Source organism: Prosthecomicrobium sp. N25, from assembly GCF_037203705.1.
Classification (GTDB): Bacteria; Pseudomonadota; Alphaproteobacteria; order Rhizobiales; family Ancalomicrobiaceae; genus Prosthecodimorpha.
In genome coordinates this window covers 217349-235187 of record NZ_JBBCAT010000005.1, presented here as the reverse complement: position 1 = coordinate 235187, position 17839 = coordinate 217349, and the positions used below count along the sequence as shown (strand labels likewise).

The window sequence follows — 17839 nt, the reverse complement described above, 5'->3', positions numbered from 1 at the left end:
ATGATCCGGTTCCTGCGCGCCGCCGCCGTTGCCGCCCTCGTCCTTTTCGGCACGCCGCCCGCCCAGGCGCAGACCCCCCAGAAGAGCTTCGCGGACGAGAGCCTGGCGAGCGACGGCGTCCGGCTCGAAGGGCGCCTGAAGGCCCTGCCCCGTCCCGCGCTCCCCGCCGACCAGCTGAAGCGCACCGGCGACGCGGCCGCGGCCCGCAACGACTGGGACCAGGCACTCGACCTCTGGGGCAAGGCGATCTCGCTGGAGCCGCGCGACTGGACCCTGTGGAACCGTTACGCCCGCGCCGCCGCCAACGCCTTCCGGCAGAACTATTCGGACGCCTACCAGCTGAAGAGCGACGCCGCCGCCGCGGCCTACATGGCCTACCAGCGCGCCTCCGGCCGCGCCGACGAGGCCACCGCCCTCGCCACGCTCGGCTTCGTGCAGGCCAACCGCAGCTACTGGCGCGCCTCGCTCGACGCCTACCGGGAGAGCCTGAAGCTCGCCGAGGTGGCCGACATCCGCGCCCGCTACACGGACCTGCGCGAGAAATACGGCTTCCGCTTCAGCGAGGCGACGGTCGACAACAACGCCGCCCTGCCGCGCGCCTGCTTCCAGTTCACCGAGGAACTCGCCCGCGGCAAGGTCGACTGGTCGCCCTACGTGACCGTCTCCGGCATCCCCAATCCGGGCATCACCGTCGACGGCTACCAGCTCTGCGTAGAAGGCCTGGAGCACGGCAAACGCTACGGCATCGTCATCCGTGCCGGCCTGCCCTCCGCGGTCGGCGAGGAGCTGCTGAAGCCCGTCGACTACGACACCTACGTGCAGGACCGCTCCCCGCAGGTCCGCTTCACCGGCCGCAACTACGTCCTGCCCCGCACCGGCCAGGAGGGCCTGCCCGTCGTTACGGTGAACACCAAGGCGGTCGACCTGGAGCTCCTCCGCATCGGCGACCGGAGCCTCGGCCCCACGGTCCGCGGCGAGGAGTTCATGTCCGACCTCGACGCCTACCAGACCGGCAAGATCGCCGACGAGAAGGGCGTCAAGGTCTGGTCTGGCTCGATGGACGTGAAGACCGAGCTCAACAAGGACGTCACCACCGCGTTTCCGGTCCTCGAGGCGGTCGGCAAGCTGGAGGCCGGCGTCTACATCCTGACCGCCAAGGCGCAAGGGTCCAACCTCGACGACTACGAGAACCGCGCCACCCAGTGGTTCATCGTCTCCGACCTCGGCCTCACCGCGCTGTCGGGCGACGGGGTCACGGTCCTGGTCCGCTCCCTCGCCTCCGCCGAGCCGATGCCCGGCGTCGAACTGCGCCTCCTCGCCAAGAACAACGAGATTCTGGCCACCCTGAAAACCGACGCCAAGGGCATGGCCGCCTTCGACCCCGGCCTCACCCGCGGTACCGGCGGCATGGCCCCGGGCATCGTGGTGGCCGTCGACGGCAAGGGCGACTACGGCTTCCTCGACCTCGTCGGGCAGGCCTTCGACCTGACCGACCGGGGCGTCGCCGGGCGCACCGCGCCGGCCGGCCTCGACGCCTTCGTGTTCACCGAGCGCGGCGTCTATCGCTCCGGCGAGACCGTCTACGTCACCGCCCTCCTGCGCGACACCAAGGGCCAGGCCGCCGGCGGCGTGCCCGTCACCCTCGTCGCGAAGCGGCCGGACGGCGTCGAGTACCGCCGCGCCGTGGTCGAGGACCAGGGCGACGGCGGCCGCGCCTGGTCGCTGCCGCTCCTCACCGACCTGCCGCGCGGCACCTGGACCGTGGAGGCCTTCGCCGACCCCAAGTGGCCCGCCATCGGCGAAGTCACGTTCCTCCTGGAGGACTACGTCCCCGAGCGCCTGGACGTCACGCTGAAGCCGGCCGCCGAGCGGCTGCGCGCCGGTGCCCCCGCCGAGATCGACGTCAACGCCCGCTTCCTCTACGGCGCGCCCGGCGCCGAGCTCGACGTCACGGGCGAGATCAAGCTCGACATCGCGCCGAAGACGACCGTGCCCGGCTTCGAGGCCTGGACCATCGGGCTCGACGACGACACCTTCGAGGCCATCAACCAGGAGATCGAGGAGACCTCGACGACCGACGAGAAGGGCAACGCCCGCGTCTCCGTCACGATCCCCGAATACACGACCTCCCGCCCCGTCGAGGCCAAGATCACGCTCCGCGTCTCCGAGACCGGCGGCCGCGCGGTCGCCCGCTCGGTCACGCTGCCGATCCTGCCGACCGGCAACGTCATCGCGGTCAGGAAGCGCTTCGGCGACGGCGACCTGAACGCCGGCTCCACCGCCGAGTTCGACGTCGCCTTCGCGACCGCCGACGGCGAGCGCCGCGCCCGCCAGGGCGTCGCCTGGGAACTCTCCCGCGTCGTCCGCCGCTACCAGTGGTACCGGTCGGAAGGCAAGTGGGACTACGAGAAGATCACCTCCACCACCCGCCTGCTCGACGGCCGCCTCGACATCGGCTCGAGCGACCCCGGCCGGCTCGCCCTCCCGGTCGACTGGGGCACCTACCGGCTCGATCTGCGCGAGCCCTCGGGCGCCCGCACCTCGGTGACCTTCTCGGTCGGCTGGGGCGGCGCCGAGAAGGCCGACACGCCGGACGTCCTCGACGTCCGCCTGGACAAGACCGCCTACAGGGCGGGCGAGGACGTCAAGGTTCGCCTGACGCCCCGCTTCGCCGGTAAGGCGACGGTCCTCGTCGTCTCCGACCGCGTCGAGGAGAGCCGCGTCGTCGACGTCGACCCCGCCGGCACGACGGTGGCGATCCCGGCCTCCCCGAAATGGGGCGCGGGCGCCTACGTGGTCGCCTTCGCGCACCGGCCGCTCGACGTGGCCGCCCACCGCATGCCCGGGCGCGCCCTGGGCGTCTCCTGGTTCTCGGTCGACGCCGCCCAGCGCCGCATCGCGCTCGACCTCGGCGTCGAGGCGCAGATGCGTCCGCGCGGACCCATGACCATCCCCGTCCGCCTCGCCGGGCTGGCGCCCGGCGAGAGCGCCAACGTGGTGGTCTCCGCCGTCGACGTCGGCATCCTCAACCTGACCGGCTACGAGACCCCCGACCCTGAGAAGCACTACTTCGGCCAGCGCCAGCTCGGCACCGAGGTCCGCGACCTCTACGGATACCTGATCGACGGCATGCAGGGCACGCGCGGCACCATCCGGACCGGCGGCGACGCCGGCCCGAACAACGAGGCCCCGACCCCGCGCGAGGCCCCGCTCGCCCGCTACTCCGGCGTCGTCAAGGTGGCGCCGGACGGCACCGCCACGGTCGTGTTCGACCTGCCGACCTTCAACGGCACCGTCCGCGTCATGGCCGTCGCCTGGTCGGCCGGCCGCGTCGGCCACGCCGAGAAGGACGTGATCGTCCGCGACCCCATCGTGGTCCAGGCGACCCTGCCGCGCTTCCTCGCCCTCGGCGACCGGTCGCGCTTCCACATGGCCGTCGACAACGTCGAGGGCCCGGCGGGCGACTACACCGTCGACCTCGACATCCACGGCCCCGTCGTGCTTCCCGCCGACAGCCTGCGCTCGACGCTCCGCCTGGCCAGGGGCGGGCGCGGCGAGCTGACCATCCCGGTCACGGCTGCGGGCGTCGGCACCGCCGTGATCGACGTGAGGTTCTCCGGCCAGGGCCTTGATCTCACTCAATCCCTCGTCCTCAAGGTTCAGCCCGCGACCCCCGCCGTCTACCGCCGGACCGTCCGGCCGCTGGCCCAGAACGGCTCGATCACGCTCGGCGCCGACATCCTGTCGGACTTCGTCGCCGGCACCGGCGTCGTGTCGATGACGGTCGCCCCGATCGGCGCCTTCGACGTGCCGTCGCTCCTGAAGCAACTCGACCGCTACCCCTACGGCTGCTCCGAGCAGATCGTCAGCCGCGCCATGCCGCTGCTCTACGTCAACCGCCTCGCCCGCGAGGAGCACCTCGCCCTCGACGAGGCCATCGACAAGCGGATCCGCGACGCCATCGACAAGGTTCTGAGCCGCCAGGACTCCACCGGCTCCTTCGGCCTCTGGTCCGTCGGCGGCGACGACGTCTGGCTCGACGCCTTCGTGACCGACTTCCTGACGCGGGCCCGCGAGCGCGGCTTCGAGGTTCCGAAGGTCGGCTTCGACCTCGCCCTCGACCGGCTCCGCAACTACCTCGCCAACGCCCCGGATCCCTCGGGCTCCACCTCGGCCCAGATCGCCTACGCGGCCTATGTGCTGGCCCGCAACGGCCGGCCCGTGATCGGCGACCTGCGCTACATGGCGGACCAGAAGCTGTCGCAGTTCACGACCCCGCTCGCCCGCGCCCAGCTCGGCGCCGCCCTCGCCATGCTGGGCGACCGCGGCCGGGCGCAGCCGATCTTCCTGTCCGCCATGGACCGCCTCGCCGAGATCCGCGCCGAACGGGCCTACCGGATGGACTACGGCTCGACGCTGCGCGACGGCGCCGGCGTCATCGCCATGATGGCGGAATCCGGCTACGGCCTGGCGAGCTTCCAGCGCGCCTCCGCGATCGTCGAGGAGGTCCGCTCGGGGCGCGTCTACACCTCCACCCAGGAGAACGCCTGGATGGTGGTCGCCGCTCACGCCATGCTGAAGGACGCCGAGCGCTTCTCGCTCTCCGTCAACGGCACCGCCCAGACCGGCGCCTACTACCGCACCTTCAAGGGCCTCGCCCTTGAGGCGAACCCGGTGACCGTCGTCAACACCTCCAACGTGCCCGCCCAGCTCATCGTCACCGCCTCGGGCCACCCGATCGTGCCCGACCCGGCGGCCTCCAACGGCTACGTGGTGGAGCGCACCTACCACAAGCTCGACGGCGAGAAGGTCGATCCCTCGAAGGTCCGCCAGACCGACCGCCTGGTGGTCGTGCTGAAGATCACCGAGGACAAGGCCCAGGAGGCCAACCTGCTGGTCGTCGACAACCTGCCGGCGGGGTTCGAGATCGACAACCCGAAGCTCGTCGCGGGCAGCGAGACCGAGGGCTTCGACTGGCTCGAGGGTTCGGTCGAACCGACTCACACCGAGTACCGTGACGACCGCTTCGTCGCCGCCTTCGACCGCACCTCCAGCCAGAAGGCCTTCTTCCACGTCGCCTACATCGTCCGCGCCGTCGCCCCGGGGACCTACATCCATCCCCCGGCGACCGCCGAGGACATGTACCGCCCCGAGCGCTTCGGCCGCACCGCCTTCGGCACCGTGGAGGTGACGCCCAAGAAGTGAGCCGGGCCGGGGCCCGCGGGCCCGGACCGCTCCGGACCCTGGAGGCCCCGGCAGGAGCCGCCCGCCATGACCCTCGACGCGATCCCGGCTGCGGAGACCCGCCCAGGACCGGTCGGCCGGGCCGATCGCCCGCCCGCCGCCGTCCGTCCCTCGGCGCTCCGCCGCCTCCTGCCCGCCGTGCTCGGCCTCGCCCTCGTGGCGATCCCGCTGGCGGCCGGGCTCGCCAGGGGCGCGATCGACTACATGGCCTCCCTCGGGCCGCTCGACCTCGCTCCGGCCGAGCTCCGCTCCACCATCGTGGTCGACCGCGACGGCAATCTGCTCCGCCCCTTCACCACCGAGGACGGCCGCTGGCGCCTGCCCCTGGAGCCGGCCGACGTCGACCCCGCCTACCTCGCCATGCTCTTCGCCTACGAGGACGAGCGCTTCCGCGAGCACGGCGGCGTCGACCTGCGCGCCATGGCGCGGGCGGCCGGCCAGCTGGTCCTTCACCGCCGGGTCGTCTCGGGCGCCTCGACCATCACCATGCAGGTCGCCCGCCTGATCGAGCCGCGCGAGGAACGCACGCTCGCCGCCAAGCTCCGCCAGGTCGCCCGCGCCCTCGAACTGGAGCACCGCTTCACGAAGGACGAGATCCTCGCCCTCTATCTCCGCCTCGCGCCCCAGGGCGGCAACATCGAGGGCGTCCGCGCCGCGAGCTTCGCCTATTTCGGCAAGGAGCCCCGCCGGCTCACCCACGCGGAGGCCGCCCTCCTGGTGGCGCTGCCGCAATCCCCCGAGGTCCGCCGCCCCGACCGCCGCCCCGATCTCGCCCGCCGCGCCCGCGACCGCGTCCTCGACCGCGCCCGCGGCAAGGGCCTTCTGACCGACCGCGAGGTCGCCGAGGCGAAGGCCGAACCGGTGCCGACCGGCCGGCTCCCCTTCCCCGTCGTCGCCCCGCATCTCTCGGAGGAGCTGGTCGCCGAGCGGCCGTCCGAGAAGATCCACCGCACCACCCTCGACGGCCGCCTGCAGCGCCGCCTGGAGGCGCTCGCCCAGGCGCGGCTGCGCGTGCTCGGGCCCAAGGTGTCGATGGCGATCCTGGTCGTCGACAACGCCACCGGCGAGGTCGCCGCCCATGTCGGCGGGGCCGACTACTTCGACGCCGAGCGCGCCGGGGCCGTCGACCTCGCCCGTGCGTTCCGCTCCCCCGGCTCCGCCCTGAAGCCCTTTATCTACGCCCTCGCCTTCGAGAACGGCATCGCGCATCCCGAGACGATCCTGGAGGACCGCCCGGCCCGCTACGGCGCCTGGGCCCCGGAGAATTTCGACCAGTCCTTCCACGGCACCGTCACGGCCCGCCGCGCCCTGCAGAATTCGCTGAACGTCCCGGCCGTCGAGCTTCTCGACGCGGTCGGGCCGGCCCGGCTGGTGGCTCGCCTCAAGGCCGCGGGCTCGGCCATCGAGATGCCGAAGGACGCCCCGCCCGGCCTCGCCATCGGGCTCGGCGGCCTCGGCGTGCGCCTGGTCGACCTGGCGCGCCTCTACGGCGCCTTCGCGCGCGGCGGCGACACGGTGCCGCTCGTCTGGCGCGCGGGCGCCGCACGGCCGCACGCCGACGCCACGGCCTTCGTCGATCCGGTCTCCGCCTGGTACGTCGCCGACATCCTGAAGGGCACGCCGCCGCCCATGAACGCCAGCCCGGGCGTGCTGGCCTTCAAGACCGGCACCTCCTACGGCTACCGCGACGCCTGGGCGGTCGGCTTCGACCGCCGCTGGACCGTCGCGGTCTGGGCCGGCCGCCCGGACGGCGCGCCCGTCTCCGGTCTCGTCGGCCGGCTGGTCGCCGCCCCGATCCTGTTCGACGCCTTCTCGCGCATCGGCACGCCGCCGGAGGCAATCCCGCCGCCGCGCGACGTCCTGACCGCCACCACCGCGACCCTGCCGCCGCCGCTCCGCCACACCCGCAAGGACATCCCCAAGACGGTCGCCGCTACGTCCCAGGCCGCGCTCTCGATCTCCTACCCGCCCGACGGCGCCCGCATCGACCTCGGCCTCGTGCGCTTCGGCCGCGAGAGCGCGGGTCCGCTCGCCCTGAAGGCCCTCGGCGGCGCCCCGCCGCTCGTCTGGCTCGTCAACGGCGTCCCGGTCGGCACGCCGGACACCCGCCGCACAGCCTTCTGGCAGCCGGACGGAGCGGGCTTCGCGCAAGTCTCCGTCATCGACGCCAAGGGGGCGACCGCCACGGTCAGGGTGCGTCTCGAATGAGGGAAGCAAGCACGTGCCGGGGCTCAATGGATCCGCCCTGAGGTCAACGAGTCCTCAACGCCGGCTGCATAGTTTGACGTTGAGCGACGTGGCGATGAAATGTTAATGAACCAGCCCGTCACGGCATCCCGGCCCTTCGCCGGGCCCGAACCCCACAACCGCGACTTGGCATTACGGGAGTCGGCCTCCTTTGTTCCTCGATGGTCTGAGGCGCTTCTTCCGGCGCACGCCGTCCGACGACGTTCTGCCGGACTGGTACGATTCGCGCCTTCGCCCCGGCCCGGAGCCGGGCGGCGATCCCGTGTTCCTCTACATGCCCTGGATTCCCGAGCACGGCGACGCGCTGGTCGCCAAGATAGCGCGCGGCGGGACCGGCATCCGCTTCCACCCGCTCGACATCGTGCGCGACCCGGACGACGTCACGGCCCGCCTCGACGTTCTGGTCTTCGCGCAGAAGCACCCGGACCGCTGGCGCCGCCTGGTCATGCGCAAGCTCGCCCCCCTGGCGTCCCGGGTGGCCGGCCTGGTGGTCAGCTTCGACTGGCACCCGGTCATGCGCGAACTCGTCTACGCCTGCCGCTCCCTCGGCGTGCCGACCTACCTGGTGCCGCACGAGTCGGTCTTCATCGACGAGGAGCGCTACTACGTCGCCCGCAACGGGGCGAGCGTGCCGGCGACCGACTACGCCCTCGTCTGGGGCGGCATGCAGCGGCGCATCTTCACAGAGCGCGGCTATCCGGCCGACCGGGTCGTGCTAACCGGCTCGCCCAAGTTCGACATCTTCCACGACTACCGGCCGATGCTCGACCGCGTCGGCTTCGCGGCGATGTACGGCCTCGATCCGGCGCGCCCGATCGTGCTCTTCGCCGGCCAGCCGCTCGACAGCCAGGTCGACAGCCAGCGCTACGCCCTGTCGCGTCAGACCGAGGCGATCGAGGACCTCCTCGACGTCGCCGAGGACAAGGGCATCCAGGTCGTCATCCGCCAGCCGCCGGCCAAGAAGGTGATCCTGTCCAACGAGCAGCGCAGCCGCATCGAGGACTCGACGGACTTCGCCATCGACGGGCCGGTGAAGTTCTCGCTGCCGCCCGAGGAGGCGATCTACCACGCCGCCGCGATCCTCTCGGTGAACTCCACGATGCTCTTCGAGGCCGTCCTGATGGGACGCCCCTCGATCTCCATGCCCTATTTCGACTTCGAGCAGATCTGGACCAACCTCGACATCGCCCGCGCCCCCAACCGTGACGAGCTCGCCCGCCTCCTCGGCGAGGCGATCGAAAAGGGGCGCCCGATGGTGTCGGAGGCCGGCCTGGAATGGGCGAACCGAGAGCTCGCAGCCGGCCGCTTCGACGGCCTCGCCGCCGGCCGGGTCTCCGACTTCCTCGCCGGGCAAGCCCGCAAGCCGCGCCCGGACATCATGCGCCCGAACCGCGCGAGCGAGGTCTTCGCCGGCACCGGCGGCCAGGGGTCGATCGCCCTCGTTTCCAACCGCGGCAGCCTCGAGCCCTGGACGCCCCTCCTGAAGGCGGTGTTCGGCGCCAAGCGGCTCGTCGCCGAGGTCGACGCCCAGGATGCGGCCGGAGCCGACTACCTCCTGCACTTCGACCAGCGCTACAGCGACCCGGATCCCCTCTACCATCGCCACCGCCGCACGCTGGGGCGGCCGGAACTCTATGCCGAGCCCGGCTTCCTCGGCCCGGGGCTCGCCCGCGCCGCCGGGGGCGCCCGCGTGTCGGTGGTCGTCGACGACGTAGCGCCCTACTACGAGACCAGCCGGCTCCCGCGGCTGATTCGCCGATTGAGCGAGTGCGGAAACCTCTCCGGCCCCGAGCGCGCCCGCGCCGGCGCGCTGATTGCCACCCTGGGGGCACGCCTCGCCGCCACGGGTCCGAAGGGCTCGCGGCCTCGCATCCTGGTCGTCGACCAGAGCGTCGAGGACCGCTCCGTGCCCCCCGGCGAGGAGGCCGAGAAGCTGTTCGGCCGCATGCTGCGGGACCTGATCCGAACCGCTCCCGAGGCCGAGATCGTCGTCGGGTCCGTCCCGGCCGACCTGGGCGCGGGAGTCCTGGCTCCCGCCGCCGTGCGCCGCATCGCCGGCACGCGCGAGATTGGCTTCGAGGCACCCGACCGGGATGGCCTCCATGCCTACGCGCGCTACGACGCCGTCCACGTCGCCACCTCGGACGCGGGCGCGATCGCGCTCCTCGCCGGCGTGCCCGTGCACTGCCACGCCGCCCCCTTCTACGCCGGCTGGGGCCTGACGACGGACCACGCGCCCGTCCCCGACCGCAGCCGCAGGCTCGACCTCGAACAGCTCTTTCACGTTGCCTGGATCGAGATGAGCCGCTACTTCGACCCGAAGTCCGGGAAGGCCTGCGCGATCGAGGATCTCGTGATTCCCGCCCCGGCGCCGGACGCTGCGCCGGAGCCAGGGCGGCCCGAGCCTGTCGCCCTGCGCTGACGACCGGCGGTTCCCGCCTGCGCCGAGGAGAGCCGTCCTTGAAGATCGTATTCCACGTCGGGGCGCCGAAGACAGCCACGACCTCGCTCCAGCACGCCTTCAAGGACGCGCGCAAGCAGCTCCTGCGCGAAGGGGTCAGCTACATTCCGACCAATCGCGTGCGCAACTCCGACTTCGGCGAGGCGCTGCGCGACGAGACGCCGACCCTCTTCGGCCACGTCAGCCGGCGGGAGGTGCGCAAGTTCCTCGAACCCTGGATCGAGAAGGGCGCCAGCCAGGTCCTGATCAGCGAGGAGGGCTGGACCAACTACCTGATCCATCCCCGCAAGCGCGGCCAATGGGCGCGCCAGGCGCCCCGGACCTTCCGCATCCTCAAGCACTTCCGGGACTACGACTTCCGGGTGGTGCTGACGATCCGGCGGCAGGACAGCTACGTCCTGTCCTGTTACGCCCACCTCGTCCGCCACGGCCGCGTCTTCGTCCCCTTCGAGAAGTTCTGGCGCGAAAGCTGGAATCTCGAGACCATGTCGTGGCTGGCCTTCATCGAGGCGTTCCGCAAGGAATACGGGGCCGACCGCCTGGTGGTGCTCCCCTACGAGCACATCCGCGACGACTTCCCCACCTACATGCGCCTCTTCCTGGAGCAGGCCTGCGGCATCCCCGCCGAACGCCTTGCCGACGTCGAGCCGGCGGTGAGCGAACTCAACCTCGCCATGTCGCCCCTCGCCATCGACATCGCCCAGATCGTCAACCGGCACCTCAACGAGGAGCTGCCCGGCCATCGGCTGAAGTCCCTGATCAAGGACATCCGCCTCCTCATCCCACCGGGCGAGTTCGGTCGCTTCTCGCCGCCCATGGACGAGCTTCGCGAGACGCTCGCCGGCCTCTTCGCCGAGGAGAACCGGCGCCTGAACGCCGACTACGTCGCCCGGCCGCACGCCGGCTTCGAGTTCTGACGGTCGCGCCCGGCGAAAGCCCCCCGGGCCTTCAGCGGACCGGCTCCGCCAGCCGCGCCCTCAGCTCCGCCACCTCCCCGCGCAGAGCCCTGAGTTCCGCCAGGATCGGGTCGTCGCGCCGGGCCCGCGCTGCCGCCTCGGCCTCCTCGCGAACGGCGTCGTGCTCGCTCTGCATGGCGTTGACGACGACGCCGATGAAGAGGTTGAGCGCGATGAACGAGCTCGCCAGGATGAAGGGGATGAAGAACAGCCAGGCGTAGGGATGGTTCTCCATCACGGGACGCACCACCTCGCTCGACCAGCCGTCCAGCGTCATCACCTGGAAGAGGGTGTAGATCGACGCCCCGATGGTCCCGAACTCGTCGGGACGGCCCGCGCCGAACAGCTTCGTCGCCATCACGGCGCCGACGTAGAAGATGATCCCGAGCAGGAGGATGATCGACCCCATCCCGGGCAATGCGCCGAGCAGCGCCCCGACGACGCGCTTCAGCGACGGCACGACGGTGATCAGCCTGAGGATGCGCAGGATCCTGAGCGCGCGCAGGATCGCGAGCGGTCCCGAGGCGGGCACGAGCGCGATCGCCACGACGACGAAATCGAACACGTTCCACGGGTCGCGGAAGAAGCGCAGGCCCTGCACCCAGAGCCGCACCGTCAGTTCCACCACGAAGGCGGCGAGGATCGCCTGGTCGATCGCCACGAGCAGCGGCCCGGCGGCCGCCATGACGTTCGGGCTCGTCTCCAGGCCGAGCGTGACGGCGTTGACGACGATGAGGGCGGTGACGAGGCGCTCCGTGCGCCGGTCGGCAAGGAGGGCGGCGGCCCGGTCTTTCAAGGCGAGGCTCCGTGGCAGTCTGGGACCGGCCGCGAGGTCCCGCGGCCCCCGGCTGTTCTAGGTCGCCGCGCAGCGAAGTCACGGGCCGGCCGGTCCGGTCTCCCCCGCCTGTGGATCTGTCGCAACGCCCGGGCCGAGCGCCTGGAGCGTGTCGATCACCTCGCGGTCGCCGACCTGCGCGAAATCCCGATAGAAGCCGCCGACGGAGCCGAACGGGTCGTGGCTTTCCAGGCAGACGATCTCGTCCACCTCCGGCCGCAGCCGGGCCAAGGCGTCCGGCGGCGCCACCGGCACCGCCAGGACGAGCCGCCTTGCCCCGGCCAGACGGAGCGCCCGGACGGCCGCCGTCACCGTCGCCCCCGTGGCGATGCCGTCGTCGACCAGGATCACCAGGCGGCCCTTCGGATCGCAGGCATGCCGACCGCCGAGGTAGCGCCACCGTCGCCGGGTCAGCTCCGCCCGTTCCGCCTCCGCGGCGGCCGCGAAATCGGCCTCTCCCAGCCCCAGGCCGGCCAGCATCTCCTCGTTGCGGACGACCACGGGCTCCGGGCCCTCGGCGATGGCGCCGATGGCGAGTTCGGGGTCGGCCGGCGCGCCGACCTTGCGGACGATCAGAAGGTCGAGCGGCGCGCCGAGGCTCCGCGCCACCTCGGCGGCGACCGGGACGCCGCCCCGCGGCAACGCGTAGACGAGGGGGCGGTCGGCGCGGTGGTGCTCCAGCGCCGCCGCGAGTTCGAGGCCGGCGTCCCTGCGGTTCAGGAATGTCATCGATCGGCTCCCCTGACGCCGCGCCGTGCCCCGCCCCGGTCGCATGACGGCGTCGCATCGGGCCCCCCGCCCCTGCGCCTGGCATTCTAGCCGTCCCCGGCCGGACTGCCCAGCGCGGGCGATGACGGACGGGGCACATTGTGTACAATTTCACCAATCGTGCCCAGGCCGAGCCCACATCCCCGGAGCTCAGTGGCAAATTGCCTATTTATGCGCCAACTCTGTGGAAATGATGAAAAGTTTTGCGGCGCGTAGGGACAGTCACTGCCCATGTTTTCACCGGGTCCAAGTAAGCCATTTGAATGTCTACCGAATCTGCAACAGGCCGGCTTGGCATCGGTCTTGCGAATAAAGGGGCGCCGCTCGGCCATGCCGTCGGCAACCGTCCGTCCGAAGGCTCCTGGAGGGGTCCTGAGGATCAAGTCAGAAAGCAGAGTCTTGGGGGACCTCAACCCATGAATTTCAAGTCCTATGCGGCCAGCCTCTCGGTCGCCGGCACGCTGGCGTTCGGCACGTTCGCCTCGGCGGCCTCGGCCCAGGAGACCATCAAGGTCGGCATCCTGCACTCGCTCTCGGGCACCATGGCGATCTCCGAGACGACCCTGAAGGACACGATGCTCTTCCTCATCGACGAGCAGAACAAGAAGGGCGGCGTCAACGGCAAAAAGCTCGAGGCGGTCGTCGTCGATCCGGCTTCCAACTGGCCGCTCTTCGCCGAGAAGGCGCGCGAACTCATCACCAAGGACAAGGTCTCGGTGGTGTTCGGCTGCTGGACCTCGGTCAGCCGCAAGTCCGTCCTGCCGGTCTTCAAGGAGCTGAACTCGATCCTCTTCTACCCCGTCCAGTACGAGGGTGAGGAATCCGAGCGCAACGTCTTCTACACCGGCGCCGCTCCGAACCAGCAGGCCATCCCGGCCGTCGACTACCTGATGTCGAAGGACGGCGGCGAGGTGAAGCGCTGGGTGCTCGCGGGCACCGACTACGTCTACCCGCGCACCACCAACAAGATCCTCGAGGCCTACCTCAAGGCCAAGGGCGTCGCCGATGCCGATATCATGATCAACTACACGCCGTTCGGGCATTCCGACTGGCAGACGATCGTGTCGGACATCAAGAAGTTCGGCTCGGCGGGCAAGAAGACGGCCGTCGTCTCGACCATCAACGGCGACGCCAACGTTCCGTTCTACAAGGAACTCGGCAACCAGGGCCTCAAGGCGACCGACATCCCGGTCGTGGCCTTCTCGGTCGGCGAGGAGGAACTCGCCGGCATCGACACCAAGCCGCTCGTCGGCCACCTCGCCGCCTGGAACTACTTCCAGTCGGTCAAGAACCCGGCCAACGACGCGTTCATCGCCAAGTGGAAGGAGTTCACCAAGAACCCGAAGCGCGTCACCAACGACCCGATGGAGGCCCACGTCATCGGCTTCGCCATGTGGGTCAAGGCCGTGGAGAAGGTCGGCTCCGCCGATCCCGACAAGGTCATCGACGCGCTCCCGGGCATCGAGGCCCCGAACCTGACCGGCGGCATCTCCAAGATGCTCCCGAACCACCACATCACCAAGCCGGTCCTGATCGGCGAGATCAAGGGCGACGGCCAGTTCGACGTGGTCTGGAAGACCAAGGACCTCGTTCCCGGCGACGCCTGGACCGACTTCCTCCCCGGCTCCAAGGACCTCGAGGCCGACTGGGTCACCCTCAAGTGCGGCAACTACAACACCGTCACCAAGAAGTGCGGCTGATCGGCACCTTCCCGTGACGCAACGGAACCTGTAGCTCCCGGGGAGGCGGTGATCCTGCCTCCCCGGCCCGTCTCCGGCCGGACCACCGCTCCCGACCTTCACGGCTCGAGCCCGCATCGGACCCCGCCATGCCCATCCTGATCGGCCGCCTCCTCGGCCTTCTCGCCGCCCTGCTCCTCGGCGCGGCTCTCGCCGGCCCCGCATCCGCACAGGCGATCGACGGCGCGCTCCAGAAGCTCACCACCGACAGCTATGCCGACACCGGCGAGGCCGTCGCCGAGTTGGCGACCTCCGGCCACCCCCGCGCCGCCGCCATCGTCGGCGCGCTGCAGGAGGGCCGGCTAGAATTCTCCGCCGAGGCCAAGAAGGTCTTCGTCCGCGACGGGTCGGCCCTGGTCGACGCCGCCACCGGCGCACCCGTGGCGGCCCCGCCCGTCGACGTCTCGGCGGTCCGCGTCAACAACCGCGTCCGCGGGGCCATCAACGCCGCCCTGGGCGCCCTGACGCTGCTCAATCCGGACCCCGCCAGGCGCCGCGAAGCCGCCGAGGCGGTCTTCAAGTCGCGCGACCCCGCCGCGCTCGGCCTGCTGGACGCCGCCATCGCCAAGGAGTCCGACGCCAAGGTCAAGATCGCCTTCGCGGCCGCCCGCGCCGCGATCGTGCTGACCGCGGCCGACCGGCCCGAGGCCGAGCGCATCGCGGCGGCCGAGACCATCAAGGCGCGCGGCGGCCAGGACGCTGTGGCCCTGCTCCGGTCGCTCCCCGCCGACACCCCGAAGGCGGTCAAGGACGCCGCGGAGGCCTCGGCGGGCGCCATCGAGACCGAGCTCGCCCTGTGGTCCGGCGCCCAGAACGTCTGGTACGGCCTCTCGCTCGGCTCCGTCCTGCTCCTCGCCGCCATCGGCCTCGCCATCACCTTCGGCGTCATGGGCATCATCAACATGGCCCACGGCGAGATGGTGATGATCGGCGCCTACGTGACCTTCGTGGTGCAGGAAATCATCCGCACCAAGGCCCCCGGCCTCTTCGATTGGTCGCTCGCCATCGCGATCCCGCTCGCCTTCCTGACCTCCGGCCTGGTCGGCGTCATCCTCGAGCGCACGGTCATCCGCTGGCTCTACGGCCGCCCGCTCGAGACCCTGCTCGCCACCTGGGGCATCTCGCTGATCCTGATCCAGGCCGTCCGCACCCTCTTCGGCGCGAACAACCGCGAGGTCGGCGCCCCGTCCTGGATGTCGGGCTCCTTCGAGATCGGCCACCTGGCGGTCACCTGGGGCCGGCTCTGGATCATCGTCTTCGCGCTCGCCGTCTTCGTCGCGCTGATCCTGGTCCTGAAGCGCACGCCGCTCGGCCTGCAGATGCGCGCTGTCACACAGAACCGGTCCATGGCGAGCGCCATGGGCATCCGCACCCCCTTCGTCGACGCCCTGACCTTCGGCCTCGGCTGCGGCATCGCCGGCATGGCGGGCGTGGCGCTGAGCCAGATCGACAACGTCAGCCCGAACCTCGGCCAGAGCTACATCATCGACAGCTTCATGGTCGTGGTCTTCGGCGGCGTCGGCAATCTCTGGGGCACGCTCGTCGGCGCCTTGACCCTCGGCGTCGTCAACAAGTTCCTGGAGCCCTACGCCGGCGCGGTGCTCGGCAAGATCCTGGTCCTCGTCTTCATCATCCTCTTCATCCAGAAGCGTCCCCGGGGTCTCTTCGCCCTCAAGGGCCGGGCGGTGGAAGCATGATCACCTCGTTCCTGCTCAAGGGCTTCGACCGCCGCGTCACGCTGGCGGTCCTGGTCCTCGCCGCGATCGCGGTCGCGGTGCCCTGCTTCAACCTCTACCTCCCCGCCGACCACCCCCTGCACGTGCCGACCTACCTCGTCACGCTCTGGGGCAAGTACGCCGCCTACGCGCTCCTCGCCATCGCGCTCGACCTGGTCTGGGGCTACTGCGGCATTCTTTCGCTCGGCCACGGCGCCTTCTTCGCCCTCGGCGGCTACGCCATGGGCATGTACCTGATGCGCCAGATCGGCACCCGCGGCGTCTACGCCCACCCGATCCTGCCGGACTTCATGGTCTTCCTGAACTGGAAGGACCTGCCGGTCACCTGGTACGGCTTCTCGTCCTTCCCCTACGCGATGCTGATGGTCCTGCTCGTGCCGGGGCTCCTCGCCTTCGTGTTCGGCTGGTTCGCCTTCCGCTCCCGCGTCACCGGCGTGTACCTGTCGATCATCACCCAGGCGATGACCTACGCCCTGCTGCTCGCCTTCTTCCGCAACGACATGGGCTTCGGCGGCAACAACGGCCTGACCGACTTCAAGGACATCCTCGGCTTCAACGTCCAGGCCGACACGACCCGGGCCACGCTCTTCTTCCTCACCGTGCTCGCCGTCATCCTCGGCCTGCTGGTCTCCTCCGCGATCGTCAATTCCAAGCTCGGCAAGGTGCTCATCGCCATCCGCGACGCCGAGAGCCGGACGCGCTTCATCGGCTACCGGGTCGAGACCTACAAGCTCTTCGTCTTCGTGGTCTCCGCCTGCATGGCCGGCCTCGCGGGTGCCCTCTACGTCCCCCAGGTGGGCATCATCAACCCGTCCGAATTCTCGCCCGCCAACTCCATCGAGGCGGTCATCTGGGTCGCGGTCGGCGGCCGGGGCACGCTCGTCGGCGCCGTCGTCGGGGCGGTCGCGGTCAACTGGGGCAAGACCTGGTTCACCGGCGCCTTCCCGGAATACTGGCTCTTCGCCCTCGGCCTCCTGTTCGTGCTCGTCACGCTGTTCCTGCCCAAGGGCATCGTGGGCACCCTCTCCGATCTCATGGCCCGCAGGCCGCGGGACAGCACCCCCGCCGCCCTCGCCCCCAAGCCAGCCGAGTGACCTCATGGACGTCGCCCGCAACTCCCTCCTCTACCTCGACGGCGTGAAGGTCTCCTTCGACGGCTACAAGGCGCTGCGCGGCCTGTCCTTCGTGATCGCGCCGGGCGAGATGCGCGCCATCATCGGCCCCAACGGCGCCGGCAAGACGACCATGATGGACGTCATCACCGGCAAGACCCGCCCCGACGAGGGCGAGGTCCTGTTCGGCGGCTCGACCGACCTGACCCTCCTCGACGAGGCCACCATCGCCGAGCTCGGCATCGGCCGGAAGTTCCAGAAGCCGACCGTCTTCGAGAGCCAGACCGTGCGCGACAACCTCGTCCTCGCCCTCAAGGGCGACCGGCGCACCTGGCGCACCCTGCTCCACCGCACCAGCGGCGAGGAGGCGGCGCGGCTCGACGAGCTCCTGGAGACCATCAAGCTCCAGGATCGCCAGCACGACCTCGCCCGCAATCTCTCGCACGGCCAGAAGCAGTGGCTCGAGATCGGCATGCTGCTCGCCCAGGAACCGAAGCTCCTGCTCGTCGACGAGCCGGTCGCCGGCATGACCGACGCCGAGACCATGGAGACCGCGCACCTGCTGCGGAAAATCAACGAGACCAAGTCGGTCGTCGTCGTCGAGCACGACATGCACTTCGTCCGCGAACTCGGGGTCAAGGTCACGGTCCTGCACGAGGGCGCGGTGCTCTCGGAAGGGTCGATCGACCACGTCGCCGAGGATCCGCGCGTCATCGAAGTCTATCTGGGACGCTGAGCCGC

The 17839-nt window shown here is 70.6% G+C and carries 10 protein-coding genes; 8 read left to right on the top strand and 2 right to left on the bottom strand.

Going from position 1 to position 17839, the window contains the following annotated elements; genetic code table 11:
- The 4 genes from WBG79_RS25510 to WBG79_RS25495 all read left to right on the top strand — a co-directional run bounded on the left by WBG79_RS25510 (position 1) and on the right by WBG79_RS25495 (position 10869).
- Positions 1–5205 carry an alpha-2-macroglobulin family protein gene (locus WBG79_RS25510; RefSeq protein WP_337360059.1) on the top strand — a complete coding sequence of 1735 codons (5205 nt, stop codon included), beginning with the start codon at positions 1–3 and terminating at the stop codon, positions 5203–5205.
- Positions 5206–5271: 66 nt separating this feature from the next.
- Entirely contained in the window at positions 5272–7452 is a 2181-nt protein-coding gene (pbpC, locus tag WBG79_RS25505; protein ID WP_337360058.1) for a penicillin-binding protein 1C, read from the top strand.
- Positions 7453–7642: 190 nt separating this feature from the next.
- Positions 7643–9913 (top strand): capsular polysaccharide export protein, LipB/KpsS family, encoded by a 2271-nt coding sequence (locus WBG79_RS25500; protein WP_337360057.1) that lies wholly within the window; start codon positions 7643–7645, stop codon positions 9911–9913.
- Between the two features lie 38 nt (positions 9914–9951).
- On the top strand, positions 9952–10869 hold the full coding sequence (locus WBG79_RS25495; protein ID WP_337360056.1) for a hypothetical protein: 918 nt from the start codon (positions 9952–9954) through the stop codon (positions 10867–10869).
- 31 nt (positions 10870–10900) lie between these two features.
- On the opposite strand, the gene WBG79_RS25490 is transcribed toward WBG79_RS25495, so the two are convergent.
- Both WBG79_RS25490 and WBG79_RS25485 read right to left on the bottom strand, forming a co-directional pair.
- Positions 10901–11704, bottom strand: a complete 804-nt coding sequence (locus WBG79_RS25490) for an ion transporter (protein ID WP_337360055.1) — start codon at positions 11702–11704, stop codon at positions 10901–10903.
- Between the two features lie 78 nt (positions 11705–11782).
- Positions 11783–12472, bottom strand: a complete 690-nt coding sequence (locus WBG79_RS25485) for a phosphoribosyltransferase (protein ID WP_337360054.1) — start codon at positions 12470–12472, stop codon at positions 11783–11785.
- Positions 12473–12927: 455 nt separating this feature from the next.
- Here WBG79_RS25485 and urtA point away from each other — a divergent pair, with 455 nt between their 5' ends.
- The 4 genes from urtA to urtD all read left to right on the top strand — a co-directional run bounded on the left by urtA (position 12928) and on the right by urtD (position 17834).
- Complete coding sequence (gene urtA / locus WBG79_RS25480) at positions 12928–14211, top strand: urea ABC transporter substrate-binding protein (RefSeq protein ID WP_337360053.1); 1284 nt, start codon at positions 12928–12930, stop codon at positions 14209–14211.
- A gap of 128 nt (positions 14212–14339) precedes the next feature.
- Positions 14340–15947 carry an urea ABC transporter permease subunit UrtB gene (urtB, locus tag WBG79_RS25475; protein ID WP_337360052.1) on the top strand — a complete coding sequence of 536 codons (1608 nt, stop codon included), beginning with the start codon at positions 14340–14342 and terminating at the stop codon, positions 15945–15947.
- On the top strand, positions 15944–17080 hold the full coding sequence (gene urtC / locus WBG79_RS25470; protein WP_337360051.1) for an urea ABC transporter permease subunit UrtC: 1137 nt from the start codon (positions 15944–15946) through the stop codon (positions 17078–17080). The genes urtB and urtC overlap by 4 nt, the downstream gene beginning before the upstream one ends.
- Before the next feature lie 4 nt (positions 17081–17084).
- Positions 17085–17834 carry an urea ABC transporter ATP-binding protein UrtD gene (gene urtD / locus WBG79_RS25465; protein ID WP_337360050.1) on the top strand — a complete coding sequence of 250 codons (750 nt, stop codon included), beginning with the start codon at positions 17085–17087 and terminating at the stop codon, positions 17832–17834.
- Positions 17835–17839: the final 5 nt, after the last annotated feature.